The organism is Actinomadura meridiana (assembly GCF_039537545.1).
GTDB lineage: Bacteria > Actinomycetota > Actinomycetes > Streptosporangiales > Streptosporangiaceae > Spirillospora > Spirillospora meridiana.
Genome location: NZ_BAABAS010000006.1, coordinates 44,819 through 68,643, shown reverse-complemented (window position 1 = coordinate 68,643; position 23,825 = coordinate 44,819). Strand labels below are relative to the sequence as shown.

Here is a 23,825-nt window from a genome sequence, read left to right as displayed (position 1 = left end):
TCGCCGGTCTGCGGCAATGGGAGCATGCGGATACTGGTGGCCGAAGATGAGCGTTTCCTCGCCGACCTGGTGGCCGAGGGGCTGCGCGAACAGGCGATGGCGGTGGACGTCGCCTACGACGGGGCTGGCGCCCTGGAGCGCCTGGCGGTCAACGACTACGACGTGCTCGTCCTGGACCGGGACCTGCCCCGCGTCCACGGCGACGAGATCTGCCAGGAGCTGGCCCAGCGCGGGGAGACGGTGCGCATCCTGATGCTGACCGCGTCCGGCGCCGTCCACGACCGGGTCACCGGCCTGAACCTGGGCGCCGACGACTATCTGGCCAAGCCGTTCGCCTTCGACGAGTTGGTGGCGCGGATCCGGGCGCTCGGCCGAAGGTCCGCGCCGCCGCTGCCGCCGGTGCTGGAGACCTGCGGCATCACCCTGGACACGGCGCGCCGCCAGGCGTTCCGCGACGGGAGCTACCTGCCGCTGTCCCGCAAGGAGTACGCGGTGCTGGAGGTTCTGATGCAGGCGCGGGGGAAGGTCGTCAGCACCGAGGAACTCCTGGAGCGGGCCTGGGACGAGCACACCGACCCGTTCACCACCGTCGTCAAGGTCACCATGAGCAAGCTGCGGGCCAAGCTCGGCGACCCGCCGGTGATCGTCACCGTGCCGGGCAGCGGATACAGGTTGTGAGGGCCATGCGGAGGATCGGCGGACTGACCCGGCGCTCGGTGCGGGCCCGGATGACCCTGCTGTACGGGGGGCTCTTCGCGGTCATCACCTCGGGGGTGCTGTTCGCGGCGGAACAGTTCCAGCGGCATCTGCTCGACAACAAGGTGCGGAACCTTCCGGACGCCCTGTCGATCAGCACGGTCCCGTGCGACCGGCGGCCCTCCGGTCAGTCGTGTTCGACCATCCCGTTCGCGCCGGGGGCGGGCGGCGGGACGCCGCAGAACCTCTCGGAGGGCAGCAGGTCGGAGTTCCAGCAGAGCCTGGTGGCCACGCAGCGGGGCGTCACCCTGGTCGCCATCGCCGTGATCACGGTGCTGGCGTTCGCGGTGTGCTGGTGGCTCACCGGGCGGCTGCTCCGGCCGCTGCACCGCATCACCGCCACCGCCCATCGGCTGTCGCTGTCGACCCTGCACGAACGCATCGCGCTGACCGGTCCGCAGGACGAGCTGAAGGAACTCGCCGACACGTTCGACGCCATGCTCGACCGGCTGGAACACGCGGTGGACAGCCAGCGCCGGTTCGTCGCCAACGCCTCACACGAGTTGCGCACTCCGCTGACCATCCAGCGGACCGCCATCGAGATCGGCCTCGCAGACCCGACGCCGGAGCGCGTCGACCGGATCCGGACGGAGCTGCTGCGCAACACGGAACGGTCCGAACGGCTCATCGAGGGACTGCTCGTCCTGGCGCAGGGCGAACGCGGCCTCGACACCCGGTCTCCCGTGGAGCTGGACGCCGTGGTCAGGCAGGTCGTGGAGGAGCACCGCCGCTTCGCCGACCGCGCGGGCGTCACCATCGTCGGCGACGCGCGTCCGGTCACCGTCGCGGGCGACGAGGTCATGCTCGGCCGGTTGGCGGCGAACCTCGTGCAGAACGCGATCCGGCACAACCACGAGGGCGGCGAGGTCGTGGTGGAGGTGTCGGCGGCCACCGGGCTGACGGTCCGCAACACCGGCCCGCACGTCCCCGCCGAGCAGGTCGACTCGCTGTTCGAGCCGTTCCGCAGGCTGCGCGACGACCGGACGGGGTCGTCGGAGGGCGCGGGCCTCGGGCTGTCCATCGTCGCCGCGATCACCCACGCCCATGGCGGCGCCGTCCACGCCACGCCGAACCCGGACGGCGGGCTGACCGTCACCGTGAACCTTCCGGCGCTCACCCCCGCCGCCGTCGCCCCCGCGCCCGCCGGGGCCTGAGCCCGGCGGGCGAGCCCCGGCGGGCGAGCGCCACGCCCCGCCCGCCTCGGGCCCGCTCAGTCCCGGAGGCCGAGCCATTCGGCGATCACCGGCCATGCCTGGCCCAGCATCTCGGGCTGCATGAGGTCGGTGTGGCGGCAGGGCAGCGCCGCCTCCGTGATCTCACCCCGCACGTGCGGCTCCCACAGGCGGGCGTCCGGCGGGTTCTCCTGGTCGCTCTCCCCCGCCACGAACAGCAGGACGTCGCCGTCGAAGACGCCGGGCACGTGCTCCCTCCTGAGCCGCAGGTTGTTGCGGAAGATCCTCGCGATGAGGATCAGCTCGTCGTCGGAGATGCCGCCGAGGACCTCCCCGACCTCCTCCCTGAACCGCTCCGCGATGCGCCGCAGGTGATCCTCGGAGTCGGCGGCTTCGGGTTCCGCGGCCTCGGGTTCCCTGGTGTCCTCGGGAGCCGGGCCTTCGGCGTTGTCGTCGTCGGTGCGGGTGGACGGATACGTGTCCATGATCACCAGCGCGGCGACGGTCTCGCCCGCGGCCTGGAGCTGGACGGCGATCTCGTGCACGGGCATCCCGCCGAACGAGAACCCGAGCAGGTGGTACGGCCCGGTCGGCTGCACGGCGCGGATCCGCTCGACGTACTCCGCCGCCATCTCCTCGATGGTCGCGGCCGGGTCGGCGCCGCCGTCCAGCCCGGTGGCCTGGAGGCCCAGCAGCGGGACGTCGTCCGGGACGAACCGGGCCAGCGGCCGGTAGCACCAGCTCAACCCGGCGGCCGGGTGGACGAGGAAGAACGGCGGCCGCGTCCCCTCGGCGCGGATCGGCAGGATCGGGCCGAGCGAGTCGCCCAGGGACGACAGGCTCAGCCCGCCGATCAGCCCGGCCGGGGTCGGCGCGGCGAAGACACTGCGGACCGACACCGTCACCCCGCGCTCCTGGAGCCGTGTGACAAGCCTGACCGCCATCAGGGAGTGCCCGCCGAGCTGGAAGAAGTCGTCGTCGACCCCGACCTCCGGCACGCCGAGGACTTCCGCGAACACCTCGCAGACCAGGCTTTCCAGCGCGGTGGCGGGGTTGCGTCCGGCGGCCGCCCAGGCCCCCGCCGCGCCCGCGTAGTCCGGGACGGGCAACGCCTTCCGGTCGAGCTTGCCGTTGCTGGTCAACGGCAGTTCGGCGAGGGTGACGAACGCGGCGGGCACCATGTGGTCGGGCAGCCGCCGGACGGCGAAGTCCCGCAGCTCGTCGGGGACGGTGTCGGGGTCGACGGGAACGAGGTAGGCGACCAGGCGGCGGTCGCCGGGCTCGTCCTCGCGGGCGATCACGGCGGCCTGGGCGACGTCGGGATGCGACAGCAGCGCCGTCTCGATCTCGCCGGGCTCGACGCGGAACCCGCGTACCTTCACCTGCTCGTCGGCCCGGCCGACGAACACGAGGTTGCCGTCGGCGGTCCATTTCACCACGTCGCCGGTGCGGTACATCCGTTCACCGGCCGTCCCGAAGGGCGACGCGACGAACCGTTCACCGGTCAGGGCGGCCCGGCCGACGTAGCCGCGCGCGACTCCCTCGCCCGCCGCGTACAGCTCGCCGGGCACCCCGACCGGCACAGGGCTCAGCGCGTCATCGAGGACGAACACGCGGGTGTTGGCGATCGGCGTCCCGATCGGGACGACACCGTTCTCGACCAGCGGCGGGGTGAGTTCCGCCGTGGTGATCCCGATGGTGGTCTCCGTGGGCCCGTAGTGGTTGAACACGCGCCGTCCATCGGCCGCGGCCACCAGGTCGGCGACCCAGCTCGCGGGCGCGGCCTCGCCGCCCAGCACCAGCGTCCCGGCGGGGACGACGCGCTCCGTCCCGGCGGCGGCGGCCAGCGCGGCCAGGTGCGACGGCACGACCTTGAAGCCGTCGATCCGCTGGTCGGCGAGGTATCCGGCGACCGCCTCGGGCTCGGTGACCGTCGCGCCGTCGAGGGCGTGCAGCTCACCGCCGGTGACGAGGCTTCCGAACACGACCGTGTTGCCGAGGTCGGTGACCTGCGGCTGCAACAGGGCGTACCGGGCGCCCGCGCCGGACCAGCCGAGCCGGTCGCACGCCGAGACAACGTAGTTGGCGAGCGACGCATGGGTCACCCCGACGCCCTTCGGCTTCCCGGTGGATCCCGACGTGTACATCACGTAGGCCAACCCCAGCCGGTCGGGACGACCGTCCACGGCGGTGCCGGGTGCGTGGTGCAGGGCGTCGGCCGTCATCGGGTCGTCCAGCGCCAGCATCGGGACGCGGCCAACGGGCAGTTCGTCCAGGACGTCCTGGGTGCCCGCGAGCAGGTGCGCCCGGCTGTCGGCCAGCATGAACGCCACCCGATCGACGGGCAGCCTCCCGTCGATCGGCAGGTACGCGCCCCCGGCCTTCCAGACCGCGAGGATGGCCGTGACCATCTCGACCGCGTCGGGCAGGCAGAGGCCCACGACGGATTCGGCGCCGATGCCAAGGCCGCGCAGGTGGTGCGCGAGTCGGTTCGCCGCCGCATCCAGCTCGGCGTAGGTTCGGCGGGTCCCGCCGCTGACCATCGCGACGGCGCCCGGGGTGGTCGCCGCCTGGCGCTCGAACTGCTCGACCACCGAGTGGTCCGGCAGCGGCGCGGCCGTGTCGTTCCAGGTGACGAGGAGCTGTTCGCGTTCGTCGTGGCCGAGCGCCTCGACCTCGCGCAGCCGGACGTCCGGGGTGGCGGTCACCACGTCCAGCACCCGGACGAACCAGTCCGCGATGCGGTTGGCCGTCGGCGCGTCGAACAGGTCGGCGGCCACCGTAACGGTTCCGTGGAGCCCGGCGGCACCGCCCTGCTCGTCGAACGCCTCGGCCACGGAGACGTAGAGGTCGAACTTCGAGGGCGCCGGTACCGCCTCGTCGTCGCCGGTGTCGTCGGCGGGCCGCGCGCTCTGGACGCGAAGCGCGGCGTCCCCAGTGTTCTGGAGGGTGAGTTCCACCTGTGTCAGCGGGTGCCGTGCCAGCGACCGGGACGGGGCGAGTTCCTCCACCAGCCGCTCGAAGGGGACGTCCTGGTTCGCCAGGGCGCCGAGGCTCGTCTCCCGGACGCGGGCCAGCACCTCGCGGAAGCGCGGGTCGCCGGACAGGTCGGTGCGGATGACCAGGGTGTTGAGGAAGAAGCCGACCAGGTCGTCCAGTGCCTCGTCGGTGCGGCCCGCGATCGGGGAGCCGATCGGGATGTCGTCCCCGGCGCCGAGCCGCGACAGCGTGACCGCCAGCGCGGCCTGCAACACCATGAACGTCGTGGCGCCTTCGGCCCGTGCCAGGGCCGCCAACCGTTCGTGCACCTCGGCCGGGACGCCCAACCGCACCCGATGTCCCACATGGCTGGCCACGTCAGGGCGGGGACGGTCGGTCGGCAACGCCAGTTCCTCGTGTGCTCCGGCGAGCGTCCGACGCCAGTAGTCCATCTGCGCCGACAGCAGGCTCTCCGGGTCGGACTCGTCACCGAGCAACTCACGCTGCCACAGCGCGTAGTCCGCGTACTGGACGGGCAGCGGCTCCCAGGCCGGGACCTCGCCGCGCAGCCGCGCCTCGTACGCGGCGGAGAGGTCGCGGCCCAGCGGGGCCATCGACCAGCCGTCGCAGGCGATGTGGTGCGTCACGACCAAGAGGAGCCGGTCACCGGACGAGTCCGATCCGTTCCGGGGGGTGTGGGGGGTCGTCCCCCCACCAGGGACCGGCCCGGTCTCGAACAGCCAGGCCCGGATCGGCACCTCGGACGACAGGTCGAACGCGTACCGCGCGGCCTCCTCAACGGCCCCGGACAGGCCCGAACGATCGACCTGAACGACCTCCAGGGCCCAATCCAGGTCCGCCGCGTCCAGGATGTGCTGGTACGGCTCGCCGTCCTGGGACGGGAAGACGGTTCGCAGGGATTCGTGCCGTCCGATCACGTCCCGCAGCGCGGACTCCAGGGCCGGGACGTTCACGTCGCCGGACAACCGCGTCGGCATCGGCACGTTGTACGTCGGGCTCGGCCCCTCCAGTTGCCCAAGGAACCACAACCGTCGCTGCGCGAACGACAGCGGCACCCGTTCCGGACGTTCCCCGGCCCGCAACGCCAGCCGGGCCTCGCCCGCCCCGGACTCCGCCAGCAGGGCCGCCAGCCCGGCCGCGGACGAGGTCTCGAACAGAGTCCGGACCTCGATCTCCACGCCGAGCACGGCCCGGATCCGCGACACCAACCGGACCGCCAGAAGCGAGTGCCCTCCCAGGTCGAAGAACCCGTCGTCCACACCAACCGACTCCAGGCCAAGCACTTCGGCGATCGCACCGCACAGTGCTAGCTCCACAGCCGTGGCGGGGCCCCGGCCGGTCCCGGCGGCGGCGCCGTAGTCCGGCGCGGGCAGCGCCTTCCGGTCGAGCTTGCCGTTGGCGGTCAACGGGAGCGCGTCCAGCGCGACGACGGCGACGGGCACCATGTGCTCGGGCAGGCGTTCCGCCGCGTAGGCGCGCAGGTCTCCGATCTCGTCGTCGGCGGGCACGACGTAGGCGACGAGGCGCTTGTCTCCGGGCTCGTCCTCCCGCGCGACGACGGCCGCCCGCGCCACGTCGGGACGCTCGGTCAGCACGGCCTCGATCTCGCCGGGCTCGATCCGGAAGCCGCGCACCTTGACCTGCTCGTCGGAGCGTCCGACGAACACCAGGTGCCCGTCCGCGGTCCATCTCACGAGGTCGCCCGTCCGGTACATCCGTTCTCCGGCCGCCCCGAACGGGCACGCGACGAACCGTTCGCCGGTCAGGCCGGGACGTCCGACATAGCCGCGGGCGAGTCCCGCACCGGCGATGTAGAGCTCGCCGACCGGGCCGACCGGGACCGGTTGGAGATCGTCCCCAAGCGCGTACAGCTTCGTGTTGGCGATGGGCCGTCCGATCGGCACCGCCCCGTCGACCCGGTCGCCCGCCGCCACCTCGTAGATCGAGCAGCCGACCACGGTCTCGGTCGGGCCGTACTCGTTCACCACCACGGTGCCCGGGGCCAGGTCCAGCCAGGACGCCACGTCGGCGCCCGCGAGCGCCTCACCGCCGACGATCCAGCGGCGCGCCGCCCCCGCCACCCGCTCGGCGGGCAGCATCTCCGCGAGCATCGGCAGGTGCGCCGGGACGACCTTCACCAGGTCGAACCCGTCGTGCGAGCGCAGCAGCCCGGCCAGGCTCTCGACGCCGTCGTCCGCGCCGACCGTGATGGCGGCCCCGGACACGAGCGGCACCAGCAGGCTCGTCACGGTCAGGTCGAAGGCCAGCGAGGAGTACAGCGGCACGCCGCCCGCACCCACCTCGTAGGCGTCGGCGGCCCACGTCACGTAGTTGGCCAGGCCCGCGTGGGTCACCGCGACGCCCTTGGGCCGTCCCGTCGATCCCGACGTGTACATCACGTAGGCGAGTTCCGCCGGGCCGGTCGTCGCGGACGGCACAGCACCGACGGTCCGCGGGTCCAGGTCGTCGACCGCGATGGTCGGCATCCGGCCGACGGGCATGTCGTCCAGGAGGTCCTCGGTGCTGACGAGGACGACGGCGCGGCTGTCGGCGAGCATGAACTCGATGCGTTCGGCGGGGCCCACCGGGTCGATCGGGAGGTAGGCCGCCCCCGCCTTCCACACGCCCAGCACGCTCGCCACCGCGTCGGCGCTCCGGGGCAGGCACAGCCCCACCACGGAACCGGCGCCGACACCGAACCCTGCGAGCGTCGCCGCGAGGAGCCCGGCCCGCTCGTCGAGTTCCCGGTAGGTGAGCGTCGCGCCGTCGTGGACGACGGCGACCGCGTCCGGTGTCGCGGCGGCCTGGCGGTCGAACAGCTCAAGGACCGTGTCGCCGGTGACCGGCGCGTCCGTGTCGTTCCACTGGACGAGGAGCCGGTCCCGTTCGTCGGGGTCGAGCACGTCGACCGCGTGGAGGACGGTGTCGGGCGCGGCGGTCAGCACGTCCAGCACGCGGACCCACCGCCGGGCGATCAGCTCGACCGACCCGAGGTCGAACCGGTCGAGGGACGCGGTGATCGACCCGCGCAGCCCGGCCGGGCGGCCCCGCTCGTCGAACACCTCGCCGACCACCACGTCCAGGTCGAACTTCGCCGGTACCGGCACCGAGGCGGGCGCGGGCGCCGTCCCGCCCCCGGTGCGCAGGCCCGGCAGGTCGAGCGTCGCGCGGTCGGTGTTCTGGACGGTGAGCATGACCTGGAACAGCGGGTGCCGGGACAGTGACCGCTCGGGCGCCAGCTCCTCCACGAGCCGTTCGAAGGGGACGTCCTGGTGCGCCAGCGCGCCGAGGCTCGTCTCGCGGACGCGGGCCAGGACGCGCCGGAAGTCCGGGTCGCCGGACAGGTCCGTGCGGATCACCAGCGTGTTCAGGAAGAAGCCGACCAGGTCGTCGAGCGCCTCGTCGGTGCGCCCGGCGATCGCCGTGCCGATGGGGATGTCCGTGCCCGCGCCGAGCCGCGACAGCGTGACGGCGAGGACGGCCTCGACCACCATGAACACCGTCACGCCCTCGGCCCGCGCCAGCTCGACGAGCCGTTCGTGCACCTCGGCCGACACCCGCAGCGGCACCACATGACCCAGGTGACCGGCGACAGCGGGACGCGGACGGTCCGCGGGCAGTTCCAACTCCTCGGGGACTCCGGCGAGCGTCTCCCGCCAGTAGTCCACCTGCGCCGACATGAGGCTGTCCGGGTCGGACTCGTCGCCGAGCAGCGCGCGCTGCCACAACGCGAAGTCGGCGTACTGCACGGGCAGCCGTTCCCAGTCGGGTGCCTCACCTCGGACGCGGGCCGCGTACGCGGTGGAGAGGTCGCGTCCGAGCGGTCCGCGTGACCAGCCGTCGCTGGCGATGTGGTGCACCACGACGGCGAGGATCCGCTCAGCGGGTCCGTCGAGCGGAGCTCGTCCGTTGAATGGCGGCGGGTGGGGGCTGGAGGACGGTCCGGTCTCGAACAGCCATGCCCGGATCGGGATCTCGGCCGACAGGTCGAAGGCGTGCCGGGCCGCTTCGGCGGCGGCCTCGGCAAGGCCCGCCGGGTCGACCGGGACGACCTCCAGGTGCCAGTCCAGGTCTGCCATGTCGACGATGCGCTGGTACGGCTCGCCGTCCTGGGACGACGGGAAGACCGTCCGCAGCGACTCGTGCCGTTCGATCAGGTCCTTGAGCGCCGCGTCCAGGGCGGCCACGTCCACGTCGCCCGACATCCGGATCGGCATCGGGATGTTGTACGTCGGGCTCGGGCCTTCCAACTGGCCGAGGAACCACAGCCGTCGCTGCGCGAACGACAGCGGCACCCGCTCGGGACGGTCGCCCGCCCGCAGCGGCGTCCGGGCGCGTCCCACTCCGGGGCTCGCCAGCAGGGCCGCGAGCCGGGCGACGGTCGGTGCCTCGAACAGGGTCCGGACCTCGATCTCCACGCCGAGCACGGCCCGGATCCGCGACACCAGGCGGACGGCAAGGAGCGAGTGTCCGCCCAGGTCGAAGAACCCGTCGTCGACGCCGACCGACTCCAGGCCGAGCACCTCGGCGAACGCGCCGCACAGCAGTTCCTCATGCGGCGTGGAGGGGCCCCGGTCGCCGGTGGCGGCGTCGGACGTGTAGTCGGGGGCGGGCAGTGCGTTGCGGTCGAGCTTGCCGTTCGCGGTCAGCGGCAGCTCGGGCAGGGTGACGACCGCGCCCGGCACCATATGGTCCGGCAGTCGCGCGGCGAGGAAGTCCCGCAGTTCGGCGTCGATCGTGTCGCCGTCGGACGGCACCACGTAGGCGACGAGGCGCTTGTCTCCGAGGAGATCACCACGGGCGACCACGGCGGCCCGCGCCACCTCGGGATGGGCCAGCAGCGCGGACTCGATCTCCCCTGGCTCGATGCGGAACCCGCGGATCTTCACCTGGCCGTCCGCCCGGCCGACGAAGGCGAGCTGCCCGTCGTCGGTCCATTTGACCAGGTCACCGGTCCGGTACATGCGTTCGCCGGACGGTCCGAACGGGCACGCGACGAACCGTTCGCCGGTCAGGTCCGACCGGCCGAGGTAGCCGCGGGCCAGCCCCGTACCGGCCACGTACAGCTCACCGGCGACGCCCACCGGCACCGGGTCGAGCCCGTCGTCCAGGACGTACAGCCGGGTGTTGGCGATCGGCGACCCGACAGGCACCGTGCCGTGCGCGACGCTCGCCGCGTCCAGCTCGGCGGTCGTGACACCGATCGTGGTCTCGGTCGGGCCGTAGTGGTTGAACACGCGCCGCCCGTCGGCGGCGGCGACCAGTTCGGCCACCCACTCGGCTGGAGCGGCCTCGCCGCCCAGCACGAGCGACGCGGCGGGTACGACCCGTTCCATCCCCGCGACGGACGCCAGCGCCGCCAGGTGCGACGGCACCACCTTCACGCCGTCGATCTCGTGTGCCGCCAGGTACCCGGCCACCGCCTCGGGGTCGGTGACGGCTTCGGCGGGCAGCACGTGCAGCTGGCCACCAGTGACGAGGCTGACGAACACGACCGTGTTGCCCAGGTCGGTGACCTGCGGTTGGAGGAGTGCGTACCGAGTCCCGGCGGCGGACCAGCCGAGGCGCTCCGAGGCCGAGACCACGTAGTTGGCGAGCGCCGCCCGGGTCACGCCGACGCCCTTCGGCGTGCCCGTCGAACCCGACGTGTAGATCACGTAGGCGAGCGCGTCGGGACCGGCCGCCACGCCGGGCGAGGTGTCCGGGCACGCCGCGATCTGCGCCGCCACCAGCGGGTCGTCGGCCGCGACCGGCAGCACGCCCCGCAACGGCAGCTCGTCGAGCGTGTCCTCGGCGCCGAACACCACGGGCGCGCGGCTGTCGGCCAGCATGAACGCGACCCGTTCGGCGGGGAGCCGCCCGTCGATCGGCAGGTACGCCGCCCCGGCCTTCCAGACCGCCAGGATGGCCGTCGCCATCTCCAGGCCGTCGGGCAGGCAGAGGCCCACGACGGATTCGACGCCGACGCCGAGTCCGCGCAGGTGGTGCGCCAGTCGGTTCGCCGCCGCGTCCAGCTCGGCGTAGGTCCGGTGGACGTCGCCGCCCACGATCGCGATGGCGTCCGGGGTGGCCGTGGCCTGGCGTTCGAAGAGTTCGACCACCGAGAGGTCCGGGGCCGGTGTCACGGTGTCGTTCCAGGTGAGGAGGAGTTGTTCGCGTTCGGCTTGATCGAGGATGTCCACCTGGCGGAGGCGCATGTCCGGGGTGGCCGTGACCTCGTCCAGGACTCGCGTCAGCCAACCGGCGATCCGTCCGGCCATCGGCGCGTCGAACAGATCCGCCGCCACTGTCACCGTCCCGCGAAAGCCGCCGGGACGGCCCTCGGTGTCGAACAGCTCCTCAGCGGACACGTAGAGGTCGAACTTCGCCGGGGCCGGGACGGAACCGTCGCCCATGTCCCCCGTGCCCGCACCGGCGCGGACGCCGGGCAGCTCCAGCGCTGCGGCACCCGCGTTCTGCATCGTCAGCACGGTCTGGACCAGTGGATGCCGCGCCATCGAGCGGGACGGGGCGAGTTCCTCCACCAGCCGCTCGAACGGGACGTCCTGGTGGGCCAGGGCGCTCAGGCTCGTCTCGCGGACGCGGGACAGTACCTCGCGGAAGCGCGGGTCGCCCGACAGGTCGGTGCGGAGCACCAGGGTGTTCAGGAAGAAGCCGACCAGGTCATCGAGGGCCTCGTCGGTGCGGCCCGCGACCGGGGAGCCGATCGGGACGTCGTCCCCGGCGCCGAGCCGCGACAGCGTGACCGCCAGCGCGGCCTGCACCACCATGAACGCCGTGACGTTCTCGGCCCGCGCCAGCTCCACCAGCCGTTCGTGCACGTCGGCCGGGATCAGCAACGGCACGGCGTGGCCGTGGTGACTGGCCTTCGCGGGGCGCGGGCGCGCGGTCGGCAGCGCCAGTTCCTCGGGTACTCCGGCGAGCGTCCGGCGCCAGTAGTCCATCTGCGCCGACAGGAGGCTGTTCGGGTCGGCTTCGTCGCCGAGGAGTTCGCGCTGCCAGAGCGCGTAGTCGGCGTACTGGACGGGCAGCGGCTCCCAGGTCGGGGCCTCGCCGCGCAGCCGTGCCTCATACGCGGCGGAGAGGTCGCGTCCCAGCGGACCCCGAGACCAGCCGTCACCGGCGATGTGATGTAGGACGACGACCAGCACATGCTCGTCGGCGCCGGTCTCGAACAGCCAGGCCCGGATCGGCACTTCGGATGAGAGGTCGAACGCGTACTGCGCGGCCTCTTCGACGGCCTCGGAGAGGCGCGAACGGTCGACCTGGACGACTTCCAGGGCCCAGTCGAGGTCTGCCGCGTCCAGGATGTGCTGGTACGGCTCGCCGTCCTGGGACGGGAAGACCGTGCGGAGGGCTTCGTGCCGTCCGATCACGTCCCGCAGCGCGATGCCCAGGGCGTCGGCGTCCACGTCGCCCGCCAGCCGGACAGGCATCGGGATGTTGTACGTCGGGCTCGGGCCTTCCAGCTGCCCGAGGAACCACAGCCGTCGTTGTGCGAACGACAACGGCACCCGCTCGGGGCGTTCTCCCGCTTGGAGCGGGACGCGCGCGCGGTCGACGTCGGTTCCGGTGATCCGCGCGGCGAGTTCGGCGACGCTCGGGGCCTCGAACAGCGTCCGGACCTCGATCTCCACGCCGAGCACAGCCCGGATCCGCGACACCAGCCGGACTGCTAGGAGCGAGTGTCCGCCCAGGTCGAAGAAGCCGTCGTCGACGCCGACCGACTCCAGGCCGAGCACTTCGGCGAACGCGCCGCAGAGGAGTTCCTCTTCGCGGGTCTCCGGTTCCCTCCGGGTCCCGCCGCCGGTCGCGTAGTCGGGGGCGGGCAGCGCCTTGCGGTCCAGCTTGCCGTTGACGGTCAGCGGGAGCGCGTCGAGCGTCACGACGGCGGCGGGGACCATGTAGTCCGGCAGCCGCTGCCCGACCGACGTCAGCAGCGCGTCGGTGGCGATGCCGGTGCCGGTGTCCGTGGGGACGACGTAGGCCACGAGCCGTTCGTCCCGCGCGATCACGACTGCCTGGTCGACATCGGGGTGCGCGAGCAGGGCGTCCTCGATCTCGGCGGGCTCGATCCGGTAGCCGCGGACCTTGACCTGCTCGTCCGCCCGGCCGACGAACAGCAGCTGCTCGTCGGCGGTCCATTTGACCAGGTCGCCCGTCCGGTACATGCGGTCACCGGACGACCCGAACGGGCACGCCACGAACCGCTGTCCGGTCAGCGCCGCCCGGCCCACGTATCCGCGAGCCACGCCGGTCCCGGCGACATACAGTTCACCGGCCACTCCGACCGGCACCGGGGCCAGCGCGTCGTCCAGGACGAACAGGCGCGTGTTGGTCATCGGGGACCCGATGGTCGGACGGTCGCCGACCGTCAACGGCGCCGACATCGACGCGCACACCGTGATCTCGGTCGGACCGTAGGCGTTGATCATCCGGCGGCCCGGCGCCCACCGCTCCAGCAGGCCCGCGTCCAGCGACTCGCCCGCCGACACCAGCGTCGACACCGGGGCGAGGTCGTCATCGTTCAGGACCCGCAACACGGCGGGCGGCAGCGTCGCATGCGTCACGTCGTGGCGGGCGATCGCCGCGACCAGGTCGTCCTGCGCGGCCATGACCAGGGTCGCGCCGGAGCACAACGCCATCAGCACTTCGGAGACCGCCGCGTCGAACCCGGCCGACGCGAACTGCAACACCCGCGAGTCCGATTCGACGGCGAACCGTTCGACCTGGGCGGACACCAGGTTCACCAGGCCGCTGTGGGCGACCGCGACGCCCTTCGGCGTGCCCGTCGACCCGGACGTATAGATCACGTAGGCCAGGGCCGTCGGCCGCACGACCGCGTCCGGCGCCGAGTCCGCCTGGGCGGTCAGGGCGGCCACGGTCGCGGGGTCGTCCAGCGCGACCATCGGGACCCGTCCGACCGGGAGGTCGTCGAGCACCTCCTGGGTGCCGAGGGCGAGCTGGGCCCAGCTGTCGGCGAGCATGAACGTGATCCGTTCGGCGGGCGACCGGACGTCGATCGGCAGGTACGCCGCGCCCGCCTTCCACACGGCCAGGACGGCGGTGACGAGCTGCTCGCCGCGCGGCAGGCAGAGCCCGACGACGGATTCGGCGCCCACTCCGAGGCCACGCAGATGGCGGGCCAGACGGTTCGCCGCCGCGTCGAGTTCGGCGTACGACAGGACGGTCCCGTCCGCGATCACGGCCGGGGCGTCGCGGGCGGTCTCTACTTGCCGTCCGAACAGGTCGAGGACTGAGGTGGCCGGTAGTTCCGCCGTGGTGGGCGCACCTGCGGTGAGGATGCGTTCGCGTTCGTGGGCGTCGACGACGTCGACCGCGTGCAGGCGTACGTCCGGTTCCGCCGACACGACGTCCAGGACGCGCGCGAACCACTGCGCGAACCGGGCGGCGGCGGCCTCCTCGAACAGGTCCGCCGACACCGTCATCGAGCCGTGCAGCCCGGCCGGTCGGCCCTCCTCGTCGAACGCCTCCCCGATCATGAGGTCCAGGTCGGTCTTGACGGAGGCGACGACGGCGCCGTCCACCTCCGAGACCACCCCGGCCCGCACCCCGGGCATCCGCAGCCCGGCCCGCTCCACGTTCTGGAGGGTCAACACCACCTGGAACAGCGGGTGCCGCGCCATGGAACGCTCGGGCGCCAACTCCTCGACGAGCCGCTCGAACGGGACGTCCTGGTGCTGGAGCGCCCCGAGGCTCGTCTCCCGCACCCGGGCGAGGACCTGCCGGAACTCCGGGTCGCCCGACAGGTCGGTCCGGATCACCAGGCTGTTCAGGAAGAAGCCGATCAGGTCGTCCAGGGCCTCGTCGGTACGTCCCGCCACACCGGAACCGATCGGGATGTCGGTGCCCGCGCCCACCCGCGACAGCATGACGGCGAGCGCCGCCTGCAACACCATGAACGTCGTCACGCCCTCGGCCCGCGCCAGCTCCGTGAGCCGCTCGTGCACCTCGGCGGGCACCCGCACGGTCGTGGAGTGCCCCAGGTGGCTGGCGGCTGCCGGACGCGGCCGGTCCACCGGCAGCGCAAGTTCTTCGGGTGCTCCGGCGAGGGTCTGCCGCCAGTAATCGACCTGTGCCGACAGCAGGCTGTTGGGGTCGGCTTCGTCGCCGAGGAGTTCGCGCTGCCAGAGGGCGTAGTCCGCGTACTGGACGGGCAGCGGCTCCCAGTCCGGGGTTTCATTGCGGAGGCGCGCGGCGTATGCCGTGGAGAGGTCGCGGCCCAGCGGGCCCATTGACCATCCGTCACTGGCGATGTGGTGCAGGACGACGAGCAGCACATGCTCGTCGGCCCCGACCTCGAACAGGGAGGCGCGGATCGGGATGTCCGTCGACAGGTCGAAGGGGTATCGCGATGCTTCCTTGACGGCCTCCGGCAGTTCCGTCGGCTCGACCTGGCGTGCCTCCAGGTTCCAGTCGAGGTCTGCTGGGTCGAGAATCCGCTGGTAGGGCTCGCCGTCAGCGGACGGGAAGACCGTGCGCAGGGCCTCGTGGCGTCCGATCACGGCCCGCAGTGCCGCGCCCAGGGCCGCCGCGTCCACACCGGACAGTCTGATCAGCGACGGGTTGTTGTACGTGGAGTTCGGGCCCTCCAGTTGAGCCAGGAACCAGAGCCGCCGCTGCGCGAACGAGAGCGGGACTCGCTCAGGACGTTCCCCCGCCCGCAACGGCGTCCGGGCCTGGCCCGCGCCCGTCTCCGTCAGCCACGCGGCCAACCGGGTCACCGTCGGGGCCTCGAACAGGGTCCGGACCTCGACCTCCACACCGAGAAGAACCCGGATCCGCGACACCAGCCGGACCGCGAGGAGCGAGTGGCCGCCCAACTCGAAGAAGCCGTCGTCGACGCCGACCGACTCCAGGCCCAACACCTCGGCGAAGGCCCCGCACAACAGTTCCTCCTGAACCGAGGACGGGCCTCGACTCGTCCCGGTGCCCGCCGAGAAGTCGGGAGCGGGCAGCGCCTTGCGGTCGAGTTTTCCGTTCGGGGTCAGCGGCAACTCGGCCAGCGGCACGATCGCGGCCGGAACCATATAGTCGGGCAGCCGCTCCGCCACGAACTCGCGCAGCGCTTCGGCGTCGGAGTCGGAGTCGGCGGGCACGACGTAGGCCACGAGCCGCTCATCCCGCGCGACCACCACAGCTTGATCCACGCCGGGACGAGCCAGCAGAGCCGCCTCGATCTCGCCCGGCTCCACCCGGAACCCGCGAACCTTGACCTGCTCGTCCGCCCGACCGAGGAACAGCAGTTCCCCGGCGGGCGTCCACTTGACCAGGTCACCGGTCCGATACATCCGCTCTCCGGACGACCCGAACGGGCACGCCACGAACCGCTCACCGGTCAGTTCCGAGCGCCCGACATACCCACGGGCCAACCCGGCACCAGCCACATACAGCTCCCCGGCCACCCCGACCGGTACGGGCTCCAAGCCCTCGTCCAGCACGAACGTCCGCGCGTTGCTGATCGGCGTGCCGATCGAGGGCGCGTCCCCCGCCGCCAACGGCCCGGACATCGACGCGCACACCGTGACCTCGGTCGGACCATAAGCGTTGATCATCCGACGCCCAGGAGCCCACCGCTCCACCAGCCCGGCGTCCAGGGCCTCACCCGCCGACACCAGCGTCTTGAGGGAAGCCAGCTCCTCGGCCTGCACCGCACCGAGCAACGCGGGCGGCAACGTCGCATGCGTCGCCCCATGACGCGAGACCGCCGCCACCAGGTCGTCCTGGGCCGCAACCACCAAGGTCGCGCCCGCACACAGCGTCACCCAGATCTCCGACACCGCCGCGTCGAACCCCGCCGACGCGAACTGCAACACCCGCGACTCCGGCTCCACCGCGAATGTCGCCGACTGCGCGGCGACCAGGTTGACCACGCCACCGTGAGCGACCGCCACGCCCTTGGGCACACCAGTCGACCCAGACGTGTAGATCACGTACGCCAGGTCGTGTGCACTGATCACTGCACCGGGAGAGGTGTCCGGGGAGGCTGCGACCTGCGGGTCGTCGATTACTACTGGCAGCACGCCTCGTAGCGGCAGCTCGTCCAGTACCTCGCTGGTGCCAACTACGACGAGCACGCGGCTGTCGGCGACCATGAAACTGATCCGCTCGGCCGGGTAGCGCACGTCGATCGGCAGATACGCGGCACCCGCCTTGGCCACACCAAGGATCGCGGTCACCAGGTCTGCGCCGCGCGGCAGGCACAACCCCACCACCGACTCGGCTCCCACACCCAGACCGCGCAGGTGGTTTGCCAGACGGTTCGCGGCCGCGTCCAGCTCGGCGTAGGTCAGCTCGACGCCGTCACCCACAACAGCCAGTGCGTTCGGGGCGGCTGCCGCCTGGCGGTCGAACAGCTCGACGACAGACGCCGCGTCCACTTCGGCGGCGGTGTCGTTCCAGCCGACGACGACTTGGTCCCGCTCCCCCGGCTCCAGGACGTCCACTGCATGCAACGCGATGTCCGGGGCGGACGACACGACGTCCAGTACCCGGACGAACCAGTGCGCGAATCGGGCAGCGGTGGGCTCCTCGAAGAGATCCGCCGCCACTGTCATCGAGCCACGCAGCCCGGCCGGGCGGCCTTCCTCGTCGAACGCCTCTCCGACCATCACGTCCAGATCGCACTTGGCCGAAGTCGCCACAGCGGACTCCGCGCTGGACGCAGCGCTCGCCCGCACTCCAGGCATCCGCAGACCGGCCCGCTCGACGTTCTGAAGGGTCAACACCACCTGGAACAGCGGGTGCCGGGCCATCGAGCGCGAAGGCGCCAGTTCCTCGACGAGCCGCTCGAACGGGACATCCTGGTGCTGGAGCGCGCCCAGGCTCGCCTCACGCACCCGGCCGAGCACCTGACGGAACTCTGGATCGCCCGACAGATCGGTGCGGATCACCAGGCTGTTGATGAAGAACCCGACCAGGTCGTTCAAGGCTTCGTCGGTACGACCGGCCACACCCGAACCGATCGGGACATCAGTTCCACCGCCCAGCCGCGACAGCGTCACCGCGAGCGCCGCCTGCAACACCATGAACGTCGTCCCGCCCTCAGCGCGCGCCAGCTCCGTAAGCCGCTCATGCACGTCAGCCGGGACGTTCAGCGGCACCTTGTAGCCACGGTGACTTGCCGTCGCCGGACGCGGCCGGTCCAGCGGCAACGCAAGCTCTTCGGGTGCTCCGGCGAGAGTCTGCCGCCAGTAGTCGACCTGAGCCGACAACAGGCTGTTCGGGTCGGTCTCGTCGCCGAGCAGTTCGCGTTGCCAGAGCGCGTAGTCGGCGTACTGGACGGGCAGCGGCCCCCAGGCCGGAGCCTCACCGCGCCGCCGCGCCGCGTACGCCGTCGACAGGTCACGGCCTAGCGGAGCCATCGACCAACCGTCACTGGCGATGTGGTGCATGACCACCAGCAGCACCTGTTCGTCGGCCCCGACCTCGAACAGCCAGGCTCGAATCGGTAGGTCCGCGGACAGGTCGAACGGATACCGCGAGGCCTCCGCTACGGCCTCGGCCAGATCGTCGGAGGCCACCTGCACGACCGGCAATTCCCAGTCGAGATTCTGTGGCTCCAGGATTTGCTGGTACGGCTCTCCATCTTGCGAGGGGAAGACCGTGCGCAGGGACTCGTGGCGCCCGATAACGTCGCGCAATGCGGCGCTCAGCGCTGCCACATCAACGCCCGTCAGGCGGAGCGGCAGCGGGTTGTTGTAGGTCGGGTTCGGGCCCTCCAACTGCGCCAGGAACCAGAGCCGCCGCTGCGCGAACGACAACGGCACCCGCTCGGGACGCGTCCGGCTGGCCAACGGCAAACGAGCCTGATCGACTTCGTTCTCTGCGAGCAGCACGGCCAGCGCGGCCGCTGTCGGGGCCTCGAACAGAGTCCGGACCTCGATCTCGACTCCGAGGACGGCCCGGATTCGCGATACGAGCCGCACTGCGAGGAGGGAGTGTCCGCCGAGTTCGAAGAAGCTGTCGTCGACTCCGACCGAGTCCAGACCCAGGACTTCGGCGAATGCTCCGCAGAGAAGCTCCTCCTGCACTGTGGTCGGTCCCCGGCCCGTTCCGGCTCCCGCCGCGTACTCCGGCGCGGGCAGCGCCTTGCGGTCGAGTTTTCCGTTCGGGGTCAGCGGCAATTCGGCCAGCGCGACGATTGCCGCCGGGACCATGTAGTCCGGTAGCCGCTCGGCCACCAGTTCCCGCAGCGCTTCGGTATCGGAGTCGGCGGGCACGACGTAGGCCACGAGCCGCTCGTCCCGGGCGACCACCACAGCCTGATCCACACCAGCGTGGGTCCGCAGGACGGCTTCGATCTCGCCCGGCTCGACCCGGAACCCGCGCACCTTGACCTGCTCGTCCGCCCGGCCCAGGAAGAGCAACTCCCCGGCGGGAGTCCACTTGACCAGGTCACCGGTCCGATACATCCGGTCTCCGGCCCCGAACGGGTTCGCTACGAAGCGCTCACCGGTCAGTTCTGAGCGCCCGACATATCCACGGGCCAGCCCGGCGCCAGCCACGTACAGCTCCCCGGCCACTCCCACAGGCACCGGGTCCAAGCCCTCGTCCAGCACGAACGCCCGCGCGTTGCTGATCGGCGTGCCGATCGAGGGCACATCCCCCGCCGCCAACGGCCCGGACATCGAAGCGCACACCGTGACCTCGGTCGGACCATAAGCGTTGATCATCCGACGCCCAGGAGCCCACCGCTCCACCAGCCCCGTGTCCAGGGCTTCACCCGCCGACACCAGCGTCTTCAGAGACGCCAGCTCCTCGTTCTCGACCGCCCCCAGCAGTGCTGGCGGCAACGTCGCGTGAGTCACCGCATGATGCCCGATCGCAGCCACCAGGTCGTCTTGGGCGGCCACGACCAAGGTCGCGCCCACGCAGAGCGTCACCCAGATCTCCGACACCGCGGCGTCGAACCCCGCCGACGCGAACTGCAACACCCGCGACTCCGGCTCGACTGCGAACCGCGCCGACTGAGCGGCAATCAGGTTGACCACGCCACCGTGAGCGACCGCCACGCCCTTGGGTACACCAGTCGACCCGGACGTGTAGATCACGTAGGCCAGGTCGTGCGCACTGATCAGTGCGCCGGGAGAGGTGTCCGGGGACGCCGCGACCTGCGGGTCGTCGATCGCCACTGGCAGCACGCCTCGTAGCGGCAGTTCGTCCAGTACCTCACTGGTTCCCACTACGACGAGCACGCGACTGTCGGCGACCATGAAGCTGATCCGCTCAGCCGGATAGCGGACGTCAATCGGCAGGTATGCCGCGCCCGCCTTGGCCACACCAAGGATCGCGGTCACCAAGTCTGCGCCGCGCGGGAGGCACAAGCCCACCACCGACTCGGTGCCCACACCGAGGCCGCGCAGGTGGTGTGCCAGGCGGTTGGCGGCCGCGTCCAGCTCGGCGTAGGTCAGCTCGACGCCATCGCCCACCACGGCGACCGCTTCCGGAGCGGCTGTCACCTGGCGGTCGAACAGCTCGACCACTGACGCCGCATCGACCTCGGCGGCGGTGTCGTTCCAGCCGGTGAGCAGCAGGCGGCGCTCGTCCTCGTCCAGGACGTGTACTGCGTGCAGCGTGGTTTCGGGGGCTGCGGTCACCTGGTCCAGGACGCCGACCCACCGACGGACGAAAGCCTCAACCGAGCCGAGGTCGAACAGGTCGGCCGCCGCCGTGATCGAGCCGCGTAGTCCGGCCGGGCGACCTTCCTCGTCGAAGACCTCCCCGATCATCACGTCCAGGTCGCACTTGACCGAGGTGGCTACTGCGGAGTCCGCGCCTGAAGTCGCGCTCGCCCGCACTCCCGGCATCCGCAGTCCGGCCCGCTCGACGTTCTGGAGGGTCAGCACCACCTGGAACAGCGGGTGCCGGGCCATCGAGCGCGAAGGCGCCAGTTCCTCAACCAGTCGTTCGAACGGGACGTCCTGGTGCTGGAGCGCGCCCAGGCTCGCCTCGCGGACCCGGCCGAGCACCTGCCGGAACTCCGGGTCACCTGACAGGTCGGTGCGGATGACCAGGGTGTTGACGAAGAACCCGACCAGGTCGTTCAGCGCCTCGTCGGTACGACCGGCCACACCCGAACCGATTGGGACGTCTGTTCCCCCGCCTAGCCGCGACAGCGTCACGGCCAAGGCCGCCTGCAACACCATGAAGGCCGTGACGCCCTCGGCGCGGGCCAGCTCCACCAGCTGGGCGTGGACCTCGGCCGGGACGTTCAGCGGCACCTTGTGGCCACGGTGACTTGCCGTCGCCGGACGCGGCCGGTCCAGCGGCAACGCAAGCTCCTCGGGAGCACCGGCGAGAGTCTGGCGCCAGTAGTCGACCTGCGCCGACAGCAGACTGTCCGGGTCGGATTCGTCGCCGAGCAGTTCGCGTTGCCAGAGGGCGTAATCGGCGTACTGGACGGGCAGCGGCTCCCATGCCGGAGCCTCACCGCTCAGGCGCGCGGCGTATGCCGTCGAGAGGTCGCGGCCGAGCGGAGCCATCGACCAACCATCGCTGGCGACGTGGTGCATCACCACCAGCAGCACTTGCTCGTCCGGCCCGGCCTCGAACAGCCACGCCCGAATCGGCAGGTCGGCAGACAGGTCGAACGGGTACCGCGATGCTTCCGCGACGGCTCCGGCCAGGTCGTCGGAGGCCACGGGCACGACCTGTAGATCCCAGTCCAGGTCCGCCGGATTGATGATCTGCTGGTACGGCTCTCCGTCCTGTGAGGGGAAGACCGTGCGGAGCGACTCGTGCCGTCCGATCACGTCCCGCAGTGCGGCGCCCAGCGCTGCCACTTCGACGCCCGTCAGGCGCAGCGCCAACGGGTTGTTGTACGTCGGGTTCGGGCCCTCCAACTGCGCCAGGAACCAGAGTCGCCGCTGTGCGAACGAAAGCGGCACCTGCTCCGGACGTTCCGTTGGCCGCAGTGCCGCGCGAGCCTGATGCTGTTCTTCGGTCACGAGGTGCGTGGCGAGTCGGGCCACGGTCGGGGCCTCGAACAATGTCCGGACTTCGATCTCCACGCCGACGACGGTGCGGATCCGCGACACCAGCCGCACGGCGAGGAGGGAGTGGCCGCCGAGATCGAAGAAGCTGTCGTCCACGCCGACCGACTCCAGGCCCAGCACCTCGGCGAACGCCGCGCACAGGGCCTCTTCCCCGGGAGTCGCCGGTCCTCGATCGGTGGCACCGGCCACCGCGTAGTCGGGGGCGGGCAGCGCCTTGCGGTCGAGTTTCCCGTTCACCGTCAACGGCAACCCGGCCAACTCCACCACTGCGGCCGGGACCATGTAGTCCGGCAACCGGCGTCCCACGAAAGCGCGCAGCGCCTCGGCGTCGATTTCGGTGTCGGCGGCGGTGTCGGCGGCGGGGACGACGTAGGCGACCAGGCGCTTGTCGCCCGGCGTGTCCTCGCGGACGATCACCGCGGCCTGGGTCACGTCCGGGTGCGCGAGCAGGGCGGACTCGATCTCGCCGGGCTCGATCCGGTATCCGCGGACCTTCACCTGTTCGTCCGCTCGGCCGATGAACACCAACTGCCCATCGGTGTTCCACTTGACGAGGTCACCGGTCCGGTACATCCGCTCGCCGGACGACCCGAACGGGCACGGCACGAACCGCTCACCGGTCAGGCCGGGACGTCCTACGTACCCGCGTGCCAGGCCGATCCCGGCTGAATACAGTTCACCCGCGACACCTACAGGCACCGGGCTGAGCCGTTCGTCGAGGACGAAGACTCGCGTGTTCGTGCTGGGTGTTCCGATCGTCGGAACGTCGCCAGGGGTCAGCGGCTGCGACATCGAGACGCAGACCGTCGCCTCGGTCGGGCCGTACCCGTTGATCATCCGACGGCCGGGGGCCCACCGTTCCACCAGCCCCGCGTCCAGCGCCTCGCCCGCCGACACCAACGTCTGGACCGACGCCAGTTCGTCGACGTCGACCGCGCCGAGCAACGCGGGCGGCAACGTCGCATGCGTCACCCCGTGACGCGGGATCGCGGCCATGAGCTCGTCCTGGTCCGCCACCACCAAGGTCGCGCCCACGCAGAGCGTCACCCAGATCTCCGACACGGCCGCGTCAAAGCCGACCGAGGCGAACTGCAACATCCGTGACCCCGGCTCGACCGCGAACCACTCCGCGTGCGAGGCGACGAGGTTGGCCACACCACCGTGAGCGACCGCCACACCCTTGGGCACTCCGGTGGATCCGGACGTGTAGATCACGTACGCCAGATCCTGTGCGCCAATCGCCACCCCGGGGGCGGTGTCCGGGCATGCTGCTACCTGCGGGTCGTCGATCGCTACAGGCAGCACGCCTCGGAGCGGCAGCTCGTCCAGTACCTCGCTGGTGCCGACGACCACCAGCGCGCGGCTGTCGGCGACCATGAAACTGATCCGCTCGGCCGGGTAGCGGACGTCGATCGGCAGATACGCGGCACCCGCTTTGGTCACACCAAGAATGGCCGTCACCAGTTGCGGGCCGCGCGGCAGGCACAGCCCCACTACCGACTCGGCGCCCACGCCCAGGCCGCGCAGGTGGTGCGCCAGGCGGTTGGCGGCCGCGTCCAGCTCGGCGTAGGACAGCTCGACGCCGTCGCCCACAACGGCCGCCGCATCCGGAGCGGACGCCACCTGGCGCTCGAACAGCTCGACGATGGTCGAGTCCGATCCGCTCTGGGCCGTGTCGTTCCACTCCGCCAGGACGCGCTCGCGTTCCTGCGAGTCGATGAGATCCACCGCGTGCACCGAGGTGTCGGGCGCCTCGGTCACCGCGTCCAACACCCGTACGAACCAGTCGGCGAACCGGCTGGCGGAGGAGGCGGTGAAGAGGTCCGCGGCCACTGTCACGGCCCCGTACAGGCCGGTGGGCGCGCCCTCCTCGTCGAAG

3 protein-coding genes (1 of these 3 cut by a window edge) are annotated in these 23,825 nt (G+C 71.5%); 2 read left to right on the top strand and 1 reads right to left on the bottom strand.

The genetic code is table 11. From position 1 onward, the window contains the following. Positions 1-24 precede the first annotated feature (24 nt). Positions 25-678 carry a response regulator transcription factor gene (locus tag ABD808_RS13515; RefSeq protein ID WP_344895468.1) on the top strand — a complete coding sequence of 218 codons (654 nt, stop codon included), beginning with the start codon at positions 25-27 and terminating at the stop codon, positions 676-678. A 5-nt stretch (positions 679-683) separates the two neighbouring features. Next, positions 684-1,910 (top strand): sensor histidine kinase, encoded by a 1,227-nt coding sequence (locus tag ABD808_RS13510; protein ID WP_344895465.1) that lies wholly within the window; start codon positions 684-686, stop codon positions 1,908-1,910. A 56-nt stretch (positions 1,911-1,966) separates the two neighbouring features. Here ABD808_RS13510 and ABD808_RS13505 read toward each other — a convergent pair whose 3' ends face one another. Then, a protein-coding gene (locus ABD808_RS13505) for a non-ribosomal peptide synthase/polyketide synthase (RefSeq protein WP_344895462.1) crosses the window boundary here: on the bottom strand, positions 1,967-23,825 show its 3' portion. 4,334 nt of this gene lie beyond the right edge of the window; only the last 21,859 of its 26,193 coding nucleotides appear in the window; its start codon lies beyond the right edge, outside the window; it ends in the stop codon at positions 1,967-1,969.